This is a genomic window from Pseudomonas sp. NPDC099000, from assembly GCF_044759925.1.
In the GTDB taxonomy this organism is placed as follows: Bacteria; Pseudomonadota; Gammaproteobacteria; order Pseudomonadales; family Pseudomonadaceae; genus Aquipseudomonas.
Window position 1 is genome coordinate 77,986 of record NZ_JBIWAF010000002.1, and the last position, 13,008, is coordinate 90,993.

Consider the following 13,008-nt stretch of genomic DNA (forward strand, 5'->3'; position numbering starts at 1 on the left):
GTGATGAAACTCAATAAACACAACCTCCACCGCCTCGCCCCCGAGGTGGTCCTGCCCGCCTACGCCCTGAGCGATACGCGCCAAGGCATCGCCCACATCGGCGTCGGTGGTTTTCACCGTGCCCATCAGGCGTATTACACCGACGCGCTGATGAATTCAGGCATTGGCCTGGACTGGGCAATTTGCGGGGTCGGCCTGCGCGCCGAAGACCGCCGCGCCCGGGACGATCTGAAGGAACAGGATTACCTGTTCACCCTGTTCGAACTGGGCGACACCGATGACACCGAGGTTCGGGTGATCGGCGCGATTCGCGACATGCTGCTGGCCGAAGAAGGCGCGCAGGTGTTGATCGACAAACTCGCCAGCCCGGAGATCCGCATTGTCTCGCTGACCATCACCGAAGGCGGTTACTGCATCGACGACAGCAACGGCGAGTTCATGGCGCACCTGCCGCAAATCCAGCACGACCTGGCCAACCCGAACGCACCGAAAACCGTGTTCGGCTTTCTCTGCGCCGCACTGGCCAAACGCCGCGCCGCCGGCACGCCGGCCTTCACCTTGATGTCTTGCGATAACCTGCCGCACAACGGCGCGGTCACTCGCAAAGCCTTGCTGGCCTTCGCTGCATTGCGCGACGCCGATTTGCGCGACTGGATCGCCAGCAATGTCAGTTTTCCGAACGCGATGGTCGACCGCATCACACCGATGACCAGCACCGAACATCGGCTGCAACTGGCCGACAAACACGCGCTGGACGATGCCTGGCCGGTGGTCTGCGAACCGTTTGTGCAGTGGGTGCTGGAAGACAAATTCGTCAACGGGCGGCCGGCCTGGGAAAAGGTCGGCGTGCAGTTCACCGACGACGTCACGCCGTATGAAGAGATGAAGATCAAACTGCTCAACGGCAGTCATCTGGCCCTGACGTATCTGGGGTTTTTGAAGGGTTATCGCTTCGTTCACGAGACCATGAATGATCCGCTGTTTGTGCGCTACATGCGTGCCTACATGGACCTGGACGTCACCCCGCAACTGTCGCCCGTGCCGGGGATTGATCTGACGGATTACAAGAACACACTGGTGGCGCGTTTCTCCAATCAGGCGATTGCCGATCAGCTGGAGCGGGTGTGTTCGGACGGTTCGTCGAAGTTTCCCAAGTTCACGGTGCCTACCATTAACCGTTTGATTGCCGATGGCCAGGAGACCAGGCGCGCAGCGTTAGTGGTGGCGGCCTGGGCGCTGTATTTGAAGGGCGTGGATGAGAATGGGGATACCTACTCGATTCCCGATCCGCGGGCGACGTTCTGCCAGGCCTTGGTGGCGGATGATGCATTGATCACGCAGCGGTTGCTGGAGGTTGAGGAGATCTTTGGTACGGCGATTGCGCATTCGCCGGAGTTTGTGGCGGCGTTTGAATGGTGCTGTAACAGCTTGCGGGATGAGGGAGTCACGCGGACTTTGGAAAAAGTCCTCGCTTGATGATCGTTCCCACGCTCTGCGTGGGAATGTAGCCCGGGACGCTCCGCGTCCCATTCAGAAGCGGACGCAGAGCGTCCATTGCGGCATTCCCACGCTGAGCGTGGGAATGATCGGTGCGGGGCACACATGAAGAACCAACAACTATTCCTCGGCATCGACTGCGGCACCCAAGGCACCAAAGCCGTGATCCTCGACGCTCGTAGCGGTCAGGTCCTGGGCCAGGGCGCCGCCGTGCACAGCTTGATCAGCGGCGCCAACGGTCGTCGCGAACAAGACACCTCTCAATGGCTGGAAGCCTTCGCTCTTGCCACCCGCCGCGCATTGCTCGCGGCAAACGTCGAGGGTCAGGACATCCTCGGCATCGGCGTTTCCGGCCAGCAACACGGCCTGGTGCTGCTCGATGACCAGGGCCAGGTGCTGCGTCCGGCGAAGCTCTGGTGCGACACCGAATCTACCCCGGAGAACGATCGCCTGCTAGCCCACCTCGGCGGCGAAAAGGGCTCACTGGAGCGCCTCGGCGTGGTCATCGCGCCGGGCTATACCGTTTCCAAACTGCTGTGGACCAAAGAACAGCACCCGGACATTTTCGCTCGGATCGCCCGCATCCTCCTGCCCCACGACTACCTGAACCACTGGCTCACCGGCCGCAGTTGCAGCGAGTACGGCGACGCGTCAGGCACCGGGTATTTCAACGTGCGGACCCGTCAGTGGGATTTGCAGTTGCTACGCGACATCGACCCGACCGGACGCCTGCAAGCCGCGTTGCCGGAGTTGATCGACGCGCATCAAGCGGTCGGCTCGATCCTGCCGAGCATTGCCGAACACCTGGGCATCAACCCGCAGGCGCTGGTGTCCAGCGGTGGCGGCGACAACATGATGGGCGCGATCGGCACCGGCAACATCAAGCCCGGCGCCATCACCATGAGCCTCGGCTCTTCGGGGACGGTGTACGCCTATGCTGACCAGCCGAAAGTCAGCCCGGATGCGTCGGTCGCGACGTTCTGTTCTTCCAGCGGCGGCTGGCTACCGCTGATCTGCACCATGAACCTGACCAACGCCACGGGGGTCATTCGCGAGCTGTTCGACCTTGATATCGAGCAGTTCAATGAACTCGTGGCACAAGCGCCCATCGGTGCCGAAGGCGTGTGCATGCTGCCGTTCCTCAACGGCGAACGCGTCCCCGCCCTGCCCCATGCCACCGGCAGCCTGCTCGGCCTGACCATGACCAACCTGACCCAGACCAACCTGTGCCGCGCTGTCGTCGAAGGCACCACCTTCGGTTTGCGTTATGGACTGGACCTGCTGCGCCAGAATGGCTTACAAAGCCGCAGCATTTGCCTGATCGGCGGCGGCTCGAAAAGCCCGGTGTGGCGGCAGATCGTCGCCGACATCATGAACACGCCGGTGATCTGTACCGAGCAGAGCGAAGCGGCAGCCTTGGGCGCAGCGATTCAGGCAGCGTGGTGCAAATCCTGGGCAAACGGCCACGAAGACGGTCTGGCGGACCTTTGCGAGCGCTGCGTAAAGCTCGATCCGGCCAGTGAAACCTTGCCGATTGCGCAAAATGTGGCGGCCTGTCAGCAGGCCTATGAACGCTATCAACAACATGTCGCAACCCTTTAAAGAGCGAACAACTATGTATCTGGTGTGTGGCGAAGCGCTGTTCGATTTCTTCAGTGAAGACGACGCCAGCGGCCTGGCTTCAAAAGTGAATTTCAAGGCGATTGCCGGCGGTTCGCCGTTCAACGTAGCGGTCGGCTTGCGGCGGCTGGGCGTGGACGCGGCGCTGTTTGCCGGACTCTCCACCGACTACCTCGGTCGACGCTTGCAGCAAGTCCTAATAGAGGAAGGCGTGCGTCCCGACTACCTGGTGGACTTCGCCGCACCGACCACGCTGGCCATGGTCGCGGTCGGTGCCAATGGCTCGCCCCACTACAGCTTTCGCGGTGAAGGTTGTGCGGATCGTCAGCTCAAACCTGAGCACTTGCCTGAGCTGGGGCCTGAAGTGCGCGGTTTGCACATCGGCTCGTTTTCCCTGGTGGTGCAGCCGATTGCCGACACGCTGCTGGCGTTGGTGCAGCGCGAAAGCGGTAAACGCCTGATCAGCCTTGATCCGAATGTGCGACTCAATCCTGAGCCGAATATCGACCTGTGGCGTTCGCGGATTGCGACGCTGGTTGAGTTGGCCGACTTGATCAAAGTCAGCGATGAGGATTTGAGCCTGTTGTATCCCGAGCAGGACCCGCAGCGGGTGATTGAAGGCTGGCTGCAGCATCGCTGTCAGTTGGTGTTCCTGACCCGTGGTGGCGAAGGTGCGACGGTGTTTAGTCGCCAGCATGGCTCATGGTCGGTGCCGGCGAGCGCAGTGAAAATCGCCGATACCGTGGGCGCGGGTGATACGTTCCAGGCAGCTTTGATTACCTGGCTGACCGAGCAGCAGCTGGATTCGGTTGAAGGTGTGCAATCGCTTGAGCGCGGGCAGATCGACGGGATGTTGAAATTTGCGGTGCAGGCAGCGGCGCTGACGTGCAGCAAGACCGGGCCGGATTTGCCGTATCGGCAGCAGTTGGAAATGCGCTGAATGTGAAGCCCTCATCGCGAGCAGGCTCGCTCCTACAGTGGATCGTCAGTGAACACAGATTTTGTGCTCGGCAACGATCCACTGTAGGAGCGAGCCTGCTCGCGATGGCGGTGCAACACACACCGCCCATCTCAGGGTCACCACTCCAAAAGTCTGAAAATGACTGTCAATTCACCTTCGCCGCAAGGGTATGACGCTGTCCTGTCCAGGAACGGTTAACGAAACATCCCCCGCATTCATTGGCCGAAACCGTGTATCTAGGGGTTTTCCCGATAGCCCAACGCATCCACACCTACGCCATTTGCGCCTTGAACGAGGCGGTTTAATGCTGCACCATCCGCACCAGCTTATTCAAAGGACGGAATTAAAGGCATGCTGGACGCGAACGCAACCCATATTTCCCTGACGCTGGAAGGCGTTTCCGTTGACCTGCAAGTGCTCAGCTTCGTCGGTCGCGAAACCCTCAATCAGCCGTTCTGTTTCGACATCGAACTGGTCAGTGCCCGCCCCGACCTTAAACTCGAAGAGTTGCTGCACAAGCCTGGCTGCCTGACCTTCGGCGCCACCGGCAAGGGCATCATCCACGGCCTGGTCTATCGCATCGAGCAAGGCGACTCCGGCAAAAGCCTGACGCGTTACAGCATCAGCCTGGTCCCGCAACTCGCTTACCTGCGTTACAACCATGACCAGCAGATTTTCCAGCATCTAAGTGTGCCGAAAATCATCGCCCAGATACTTGAGGCGCGCGGCATCCTGGCCGATGCCTACAGTTTTCAGCTCGGCGCGATCTACCCCGAGCGCGATTACTGCGTGCAGTACGACGAGTCCGACCTGCACTTCATCCAGCGCCTGTGTGAAGAGGAAGGCATTCACTTCCACTTCCAGCACAGCGCCAGCGGCCACAAACTCGTCTTCGGCGATGACCAGACAGTGTTCCGCAAGCTCTCGCCTGTGGCCTACCAGCAAGACTCCGGCATGGCCGCCACGAAACCGGTGATCAAGCGCTTTAACCTGCGCCTGGAAACCCGCACCTCCCGCGTCAGCCGCCGCGATTACGACTTCGAAAAACCAAGCATCCTGCCCGAAGGCGCCGCCAAGAGCACCTTCGCGCCGGACCTGGAAGACTACGACTACCCCGGCCGCTTCCTGACCCGTGAGCGCGGCAAACAACTGGCGACCCGCGCGCTGGAACGCCATCGCAGCGATTACCAACTGGCCGAAGGCAAAGGCGACGAGCCCACCCTGGTCAGCGGCCACTTCATGGCCCTGAGCGAACACCCGCGCGCCGAATGGAACGACCTCTGGCTTTTGCTCGAAGTCGTGCACGAAGGCAAGCAGCCGCAGGTGCTCGGCAAAAACGTCACCAGCGACGTCACCCACAACAAAGACGATTTCCATCAGGGCTACCGCAACACCTTCCTCGCCACGCCGTGGGACGCGCACTTCCGCCCTGCCCTCGAACACCCGAAACCGAAAGTCCTGGGCAGCCAGACTGCCATCGTCACCGGCCCGCCCGGCGAAGAAATTCACTGTGATGAATACGGCCGCGTCAAAGTGCAATTCCACTGGGACCGCGACGGCCAGGCCAACGACAACACCAGTTGCTGGCTACGCGTCGCCACCGGCTGGGCCGGCAGTGCCTACGGCGGCATCGCCATCCCGCGGGTCGGCATGGAAGTCCTCGTCACCTTCCTCGAAGGCGACCCCGACCAACCGCTGATCACCGGCTGCCTGTTCCACAAGGAAAACGTCGTCCCCTACGACCTGCCGGCGAACAAGACCCGCAGCACCTTCAAAACCCTGAGCTCACCGGGCGGCAAGGGTTACAACGAATTTCGTATCGAAGACAAGAAAGGCGCGGAACAGATCTACCTGCATGCCCAGCGCGACTGGGATGAAAACATCGAGCACGACCAGAAGATCCGCATTGGCAATGAACGCCATGACACGGTCGAGGCCAATGTTTTCAGCGAGTTCAAGGTTGAAGAACACCGCATTACCCATCTCGACCGCAAGACCGAAGCGCGGGCGGATGATCACCTGACCGTGGCGGTGACCCAGCATGTGAAGGTGGGGACAGCGCAGTTTGTCGAGGCGGGTCAGGAGATTCATTACCACGCTGGCGAGAAGGTCGTGGTTGAAGGCGGGATGGAACTGACGGCCAAGGCTGGCGGGAGTTTCGTCAAGGTTGATGCGGGGGGTGTGACGATTAGTGGGGCTGAGGTGAAGGTGAATACCGGGGGATCGCCTGGGGTGGGGACCGGGATTCAGATTTTGCCGCCTATTATTCCGGGCGCAGCTGCTGCCGCCCTTGCAGGGAAGTTGCTGAGTGCTCCGCCGGTTGGCAAGTTCAATGCGGTGGCTGATGAAACGCCTAAAGCCGCGCCACAGGCGGTGGAAGAAGAGCTTGAGGAAGAGGAGGAAGAGGTCGAGCAGGAAGATATTACTTTGCGGATTGGGGTGTTCTTTGATGGTACGGGGAACAATCGAAACAACAGTGAGCGCGTTTTTGGCTGCTTTGCGCCGGATGTAAACCTGGAGGAAATGGCAGAGGATATCCGTCAGTTCTGCGCCTCGCACGGCTACGACGGTAAGGGAAGTAGCCCGGATAACAGTTACGGGAATGACGTCAGCAACGTGGCCAGGCTGTTTGACCTTTACGAAAACCAAGCGGAGAGAACTCTGCCCATCGATGCCAAGACGGCAAGCTTGCGTGTTTATGTGGATGGCATCGGTACCAGCAGTACCGCAGAAGACTCCACCTTTTCGCAAGGTACAGGGCTAGGAGCGCAGGGAGTCAGGGCGCGAGTTGAAGAAACTCCTGCGTTACTTGTTGAAGTTCTTCGTGCCTTTGGAGCAAGCAATCCAGACAAGCGTATCGAGCGGATTGAATTCGATATTTTCGGATTTAGCCGTGGGTCCGCAGCAGCACGGGACTTTGCCAATGAAGTGCTAAAGGGTGAAAAAAGTATCCTGGCCCAAGCAATTCCCGTTGATACTCCTGGATTAGTAGATAGCTTTTCTTGGAAGCCGCATACAGAAGTTTCCATCAACTTCATTGGTGTTTACGACACAGTCGCAGCCATTGCTAATCCGCTGGTAGGGGACATGAATGGTAATAATGCTTACAATCCAGGGATCAATATCAAACTCGCACCAGACGCGGCTAAGAAAGTCGTCCAATTAGTCGCTCGAAATGAGCGACGTTATAATTTTGCCCTGAACAGTGTTGGTGCGGCCGACATTGTCTTGCCTGGCGTGCACTCTGATTTGGGTGGTGGCTATTTACCTAAGGCTATGGAACGCATCCTGCTTAGCAAACCACGTAAAAGCCCGGTTGATGAAAGGACATCTTTTACTGAAGCCAATAGTTACAAAGTTGCCCAGCAGGACTTGAGGCGGCTGCAAGATCAATTATCCCAATACCATCTTTCGCTGGAGGTTCGAACTTGGGAGGTTCCGTTTCGGATTACGGAAAAAGGCAATCAAAAAAACATGAAACACGTTTATGCCGCAGTCAGCAGCCAGCGCGAAGTCCGCAGTGATTTGTCCCTGATCTACTTTCGGATCATGCGCGAATTGGCCGTGGAAAACGGGGTGCCTTTTCGAAAGATCCCCGAAAGGGATCCAAGACTGTCGTTGCCCGCGGAGCTCGTCCCCATCTCCGAAAAATTAATGGCCTACGCTCAAGGGAAAAGTAAAACAACCGGGCTAACCTCGCAGGAGGAAGAGTTGCTGTTCCAGCGCTATGTTCATATCTCCGATAACTGGAACGCTGCTAAAAATCGAAACAATAGCGACCTGAATATTGTTTTCATTAATCGACCAGACGAAAACTCTGTGCGCACGGTGCATCCAAATGAGTAACTTTATACGTGTCGCTTTTGTCGCCTTTTTACTCAGTGGTTGCACATTTGCGAATAGTCAGTCAATGCCCTACAAAGCCTGGCACCTCGGGTTCTCTGCCCCTGACTACATGGAAGTTTGGATCGAAACAGCCGATGTCGTCGATATTCAGGACCATGTGTATCCACGTGCGATGAGTGGCGTTGCCTCCATGTTAAAGCCTTCGAACAATTCCGGCGATCCACGAGGCTGGCCGAAAAGAGCTGCCATCGGCGGCGGCAAGCGTGTGACAGGGGCTGACTTGCCCAAACAGATCTATGTTCGTTGGCAATCACTGGTCGAGCCGCAAACCTACCTGATGGTAATTAAAATCCCTGAGGAAACTCGGGAAATCATGCGCAAAGGGGAAAAGGTTTTCTGCAAATTTGATGGTAAATGGATCACAGACTATCGCGATTCGATCGATATAGGGTTAGCTCCAGGAGGCATTGCTAAAGTCTGGGTGGGCGGTTCCTGCCTGCCACCGATAGAGGTAACTAGGGTAAAAGCTGTCATTGATCCGCGCGGTCCGTATGAAGGTAAGTCTAGCGGTGATTACGACTCTCTCTCCGATGAATCCAAAGCCTATGTTGAGAGATTTGGAGTGCCGTATGGTTCCTGGTAGCAAGAAAGCCATCACAATCTAATGAATAGTTTCTTACAAATTGCCATCTGTGTGTTATTGCTCAGTGGCTGCTCGTTCGCCAACAGCCAGTCAATGCCATACAAATCTTGGTATCTAGGCTTTTCAGCGCCTAATTACATGGAAGTATGGATCGAGTCGGCTGATGTGGTCGATATCGAAGAACAAGTGTATCCACGTGCGATGAGCGGAAATGCTGCCATACAGACACCTCCCAATAATACAGGCGACCCTAGAGGGTGGCCCGAAAGACCAGGAATTGGCAAAGGTAAGAATGTAACTGGGGCGGACTTGCCCCAAAAGATCTATGTCCGCTGGCAGTCGCTAGTCGAACCGCAAACTTACCAGATGGTGATCAACGTACCTGAGTCGACCAGGGAGATCATGCGCAAGGAGGAAAAAGTTTTTTGCGCATTTGATGGCAAGTGGATAACAGATTACCGCAACGCACTAGTTATCAATTTGGCGCCCGGTGGTATAGCCAAAATATGGGTGATGGGGTCGTGCCTGCCAGCAATAGAAGTAACTCGGGTACAAGCTGTGATCGACCCGCGCGGCCCCTATGAAGGAAAGTCTGGAGGTAAACATCGACCACTTTCTGCCGTTTCCAAAGCCTATGTCGAAAAATTTGATGTGCCGTATGGCTCTTGGGAGTAACGGCACCGTCTGGCAACCAAATCCGTTTCCTTTGAGCATTGCTCCAATGCAAATGCTGAGAGTTACATTAAGTGAAAAAAGCATGGTGTTGTTTAATCGCGGTGCTGCTCCCTCCCGCATTTGCTGAGGCACAGCGGTCAATTCTCAACTGTCCGTTGTCCGATGGCACAGGTATCTCCTTGCTGGCAGAGGTAAACGCTGATGGCGAGCGTCTACTCGTAAATCTCGATCAAAAAACGTCGAATGCTTTCACCGACATGCCTGACTCCGACTTTGTCGGGGAAGTCGTCATGGCCAAGTGCGCGTCCTCTAGTCTGATATTTGTCATGGACTACGGTTCCCCCTATTTGAAGGGCGTCGTTTTACGCAAAAATCCGGTCAGTCATTCAATCGAGCGAATCGATTTTGCCGAGAAAGCCCTGCCCCGTTATCTTTATTTGGGGCAACAGCAGATGAGGCTGGTCATTCCAAATATCGGGAATGAAGTCTCCACGAAGTTTTTGGTTTATGACTATGTCTCGGGCAAAGGTCAGCCGGACGAGGCTGCCGGCAGTGACGTCGTACCTAATGGCCGTGGATTCAAGGTCGTACGCCTCAAGTAGGCATCAAATTGATAAAACACCCAGCCATGAAAATCCAGCGCTGCCGGGCGCTGGATTGTTTGTATGTTTCAAAGGTCAGGCAGGCGCCTTCCACCCCATCATCCGCTGCTGAGCCACCTGCAACAGATCAAAACCATCCTGAGTCAGCAGATAAAGCGCATGAGTGATGTGCGGAATATCCTGAACATCGCCGTGCTTGAAGCATTGGCAGTGGAGTGTTTCAAGTAACTGGCTGGCGGCCCTGACCCGCTGTAAGGCGGCTTCTAGGATGTCTTGGGGATTGGCTTCAGTGTCGATCACTAAAGGACTTGATTCGGTAACGCTGCTGTTGATTGAACGGTAGCGATCGGGAAACGGGTTTAGCGTAGGCATAGTAAGTTACTCATCTGTTTTGAAGTAACCGCCCCCACCGTGACCAAACGATGGGAGGCGGGCTGTATACAGGCTTGGTCAACCGAGAACAGTAACTCAGCTCGCCCGAAGGCGTCCTGCACACAGCCGCCACAACGATGCGCCATAAGGACGTAGATGTCCGTGAAGCGAATCATGGCACACATATGTGCACTGTTCTCACAGGTGACCAAACCTGTCCGCTGATTTTGCAGCGAGCCCAAACAGTAATCGCTTCAACCCATCCGGCGAAAGTCGACAAGGCGTCTGGCCTTGTAGGACCAAGCCGAAGACTTCGTAGACGCTTTCCTAACGAATCATCCGACAGAAAAAACCTCGCGACAGGTGGCGTTCAGCCGGGTTAACCATCCGTTAACCCCGCGGTCCAAGACTTTACTGGACCGCACGCCCTCAGGTTCCTCTGACGCCCAGTGCGGCAGGTTCGATGTTCAATCCGTCGAGCTGACTCAACGTCTGCACTGGAGATCGCCACATGAACGTCCGCACGCTGCTGATGACTTCCGCCCTCGCCTGCACCGCGTTTACCGGTCTTGCGCAGGCCAACGACACGTCCACCTCGCAAGCCGTGCCCTATCACTACGGCATGCCGCTGAACATCGGCAAGGTGATTGCCCTGACCGAGCCGAAAACGCTGGATTGCAAAGTGATCACGGCCGACATGAAGTACATCGATACGTCAGGCAAGCCTGAAGAAATCAGCTACCGGAAGCTTTCTGACGCGTGCAGTTATCAGAACTGACTGAAAGGTCTGATTTAATACTTTGCGGTATTCCTGTGAGGGGTTCTGGCGCTATGCTCAGCGCTTCCCTCACTGCCGCAAGGATTCGCCATGCAGTTATCGTTTCGCACCGTGTCGACCTTCACTTCCCTTTTGTGTTTATTGCTGGCCCTGGTCTGGGGTTTGATGCCTGATGGTTTGCTGGCGATCTGGAGTATTGAATATTCGTCTGCGGCAGGGTTTGTCGCGCGACGCAGTGCAGTGCTGTTCGCGGCGTTGGGCGTGATGTTTTATCTGGTTCGCAACGAGGCGCCGTCCGTCACCCGCAATGCGCTGAGCACCGGATTTACCGTCGGCTGTTTTGGTCTGGCAGTGCTGGGTTTCGGCGAATGGCTCAATGGCCATGCCGGGCCGGGCATATTGCTGGCCGTGGTGGTCGAGTCGGCGCTGGGACTGGGGTTTGTCCAGACCCGGCGCGTGTCAGCAGAACTCGAAACTGCAGGTTAAAGCGCTTTCCTGTCGGGATGCAGTGTCTGACTCGCGTCCCGATGCTGCATCTCAGAGCGTAGACCTGCAATCAGGTCGTTGATTTCCCGGCAACCATTCAGGCGTTTGGCATTTATCCCGGTCTTTATCAAATCGAGGTGATCGGTTTCACGGTCCGAATACACCTTTACGGTCATCGACAGGTCCGGCGACAGCGTGCATTGACAACGTTTCGGCAGAAAACTGCTTTCAATAATGTTGCGAAGTTCCAAGGCAGAAAGAAACATGGCGACCCTCTCCTGATTGTGAGACTGCCAATCAAATTTCAACGTCGGTGGGTGTCGAGATCTCCCGCTTTACTTCCTTTGCGGGGCTTCTACGTCTCAACAACGGACCGTTTTCTCGTTCCAAAGCTGACTCAATAATGTCCCGGTCAACTGAGGAACTGCTTGAGCATAAAACATGCCGCAAATTTCGCCGTGCAGCTCATCGGCAAATCAATGATTTAGTGGATTTGCCTATAAATGGCTTCATGCAATCTGCAAGAAAGGGCGGCTTCAGCCCTGCAATTTGCATACATCACCGAGCAGGTTTGCATTGGTGGCGGTCGGCAGTAAGAATGCGCCTGTCAATCCAGTATCCGCTGACCCTACTCACACGCAAGGAGGCTTCATGGGTTCTTTGACCTGTATCACTACCATCGGGCTGATTGTGGCCGGATTGTCCGGCGTGGCTCATGCTGCCAAGCTTGAAACCGTCGCGCCGTTTCCCAAACCGGAGAACGGTTTTACCCGCCAGGTCATTCATGTAGCGCCGCAACCGCAGGAAGAAAACTTCCAGGTCGAGGTGCTGGCCGGCAAGACCATGACCGTGGACTGCAATCGCCAACGCCTGGGCGGTATCCTTGAGGAAAAAAACCTTGAAGGCTGGGGCTACCCTTTTTACCGACTGGAAAAAGTCATCGGCCCGATGAGCACGATGATGGCCTGCCCTGACGGCAAGAGTAAAAAGGAGTTCGTGCCGGTGGTCGGTGACGGCTTCATGCTTCGATACAACAGCAAGCTTCCGATCGTGCTCTATGTGCCCAAGGACGTCGAAGTCCGCTATCGGATCTGGTCGGCGTCGAGCAAGGTTGAGAAAGCTGTTCAGGAGTAACCAAGACGCCCGCGGCCCCCTCTGCTGATCATCCCAAGGAAGGAAACCATGAAGTCTGTCGCCCTGCCCCTCATTGCCCTGATCGCCTTTGCCGGCTACACCGTTTCCGTGATGCTTCAGACGGAGCAGTCGCTGATCGACTTCGGCATCAGTTTGATGTCCCGCCCGGATACTGCGCAGGTGGTGATTGATCTTTATCTGCTCGCGACACTTGCGGGCGTCTGGATGTACCAGGATGCGCGAAAGCGTGGGCAGTCGGGGTTGTCGGTGATTCCGTATCTGTTGATCACGGCGGTTTTTGTGTCTGTGGGGCCGTTGTTGTACCTCGTGGTCCGGGGGCTCAAAAATCGTAGGAATTGCGGTGATGCACGCCAGCAAGTTTGATCCAAAGTAG

At 56.4% G+C, this 13,008-nt stretch carries 13 protein-coding genes; 11 read left to right on the forward strand and 2 right to left on the reverse strand.

Annotation, left to right across the window (positions count from 1 at the left end):
- The first annotated feature begins 3 nt into the window (after positions 1-3).
- The 7 genes from ACIQV9_RS02575 (at position 4) to ACIQV9_RS02605 (ending at position 9,844) form a co-directional block, all read left to right on the forward strand.
- A complete protein-coding gene (locus ACIQV9_RS02575) occupies positions 4-1,476 on the forward strand; it encodes a mannitol dehydrogenase family protein (protein WP_403097810.1) in 1,473 nt (490 codons plus the stop codon).
- Positions 1,477-1,602: 126 nt separating this feature from the next.
- The gene (gene xylB, locus ACIQV9_RS02580) at positions 1,603-3,099 is read left to right on the forward strand and encodes a xylulokinase (RefSeq protein WP_403097812.1); all 1,497 of its coding nucleotides are present in this window, start codon (positions 1,603-1,605) and stop codon (positions 3,097-3,099) included.
- 13 nt (positions 3,100-3,112) lie between these two features.
- Positions 3,113-4,057 carry a carbohydrate kinase gene (locus ACIQV9_RS02585; RefSeq protein WP_403097815.1) on the forward strand — a complete coding sequence of 315 codons (945 nt, stop codon included), beginning with the start codon at positions 3,113-3,115 and terminating at the stop codon, positions 4,055-4,057.
- 372 nt (positions 4,058-4,429) lie between these two features.
- A complete protein-coding gene (gene tssI, locus ACIQV9_RS02590) occupies positions 4,430-7,924 on the forward strand; it encodes a type VI secretion system tip protein TssI/VgrG (RefSeq protein ID WP_403097817.1) in 3,495 nt (1,164 codons plus the stop codon).
- Positions 7,917-8,567, forward strand: coding sequence for a DUF2931 family protein (locus ACIQV9_RS02595; protein ID WP_403097820.1), 651 nt, complete (start codon positions 7,917-7,919; stop codon positions 8,565-8,567). The genes tssI and ACIQV9_RS02595 overlap by 8 nt, the downstream gene beginning before the upstream one ends.
- A 21-nt stretch (positions 8,568-8,588) precedes the next feature.
- A complete protein-coding gene (locus tag ACIQV9_RS02600; RefSeq protein WP_403097822.1) occupies positions 8,589-9,242 on the forward strand; it encodes a DUF2931 family protein in 654 nt (217 codons plus the stop codon).
- A gap of 71 nt (positions 9,243-9,313) precedes the next feature.
- Positions 9,314-9,844, forward strand: a complete 531-nt coding sequence (locus ACIQV9_RS02605) for a hypothetical protein (RefSeq protein ID WP_403097825.1) — start codon at positions 9,314-9,316, stop codon at positions 9,842-9,844.
- Positions 9,845-9,919: 75 nt separating this feature from the next.
- On the opposite strand, the gene ACIQV9_RS02610 is transcribed toward ACIQV9_RS02605, so the two are convergent.
- Positions 9,920-10,216, reverse strand: a complete 297-nt coding sequence (locus tag ACIQV9_RS02610; RefSeq protein ID WP_403097828.1) for a hypothetical protein — start codon at positions 10,214-10,216, stop codon at positions 9,920-9,922.
- A 511-nt stretch (positions 10,217-10,727) separates the two neighbouring features.
- Here ACIQV9_RS02610 and ACIQV9_RS02615 point away from each other — a divergent pair.
- Together ACIQV9_RS02615 and ACIQV9_RS02620 are read left to right on the forward strand one after the other, a co-directional pair.
- Positions 10,728-10,994, forward strand: coding sequence for a DUF2790 domain-containing protein (locus tag ACIQV9_RS02615; RefSeq protein WP_403097830.1), 267 nt, complete (start codon positions 10,728-10,730; stop codon positions 10,992-10,994).
- A gap of 90 nt (positions 10,995-11,084) precedes the next feature.
- On the forward strand, positions 11,085-11,480 hold the full coding sequence (locus tag ACIQV9_RS02620) for a hypothetical protein (RefSeq protein WP_403097833.1): 396 nt from the start codon (positions 11,085-11,087) through the stop codon (positions 11,478-11,480).
- On the opposite strand, the gene ACIQV9_RS02625 is transcribed toward ACIQV9_RS02620, so the two are convergent.
- Positions 11,477-11,746 carry a DUF1652 domain-containing protein gene (locus tag ACIQV9_RS02625; protein WP_403097835.1) on the reverse strand — a complete coding sequence of 90 codons (270 nt, stop codon included), beginning with the start codon at positions 11,744-11,746 and terminating at the stop codon, positions 11,477-11,479. The two genes, ACIQV9_RS02620 and ACIQV9_RS02625, sit on opposite strands and share 4 nt — an antisense overlap.
- A 385-nt stretch (positions 11,747-12,131) precedes the next feature.
- Between ACIQV9_RS02625 and eco the strand changes: the two genes are divergently transcribed.
- Both eco and ACIQV9_RS02635 read left to right on the forward strand, forming a co-directional pair.
- On the forward strand, positions 12,132-12,614 hold the full coding sequence (eco, locus tag ACIQV9_RS02630; protein ID WP_403097838.1) for a serine protease inhibitor ecotin: 483 nt from the start codon (positions 12,132-12,134) through the stop codon (positions 12,612-12,614).
- Between the two features lie 48 nt (positions 12,615-12,662).
- A complete protein-coding gene (locus ACIQV9_RS02635) occupies positions 12,663-12,998 on the forward strand; it encodes a DUF2834 domain-containing protein (protein WP_403097841.1) in 336 nt (111 codons plus the stop codon).
- Positions 12,999-13,008: the final 10 nt, after the last annotated feature.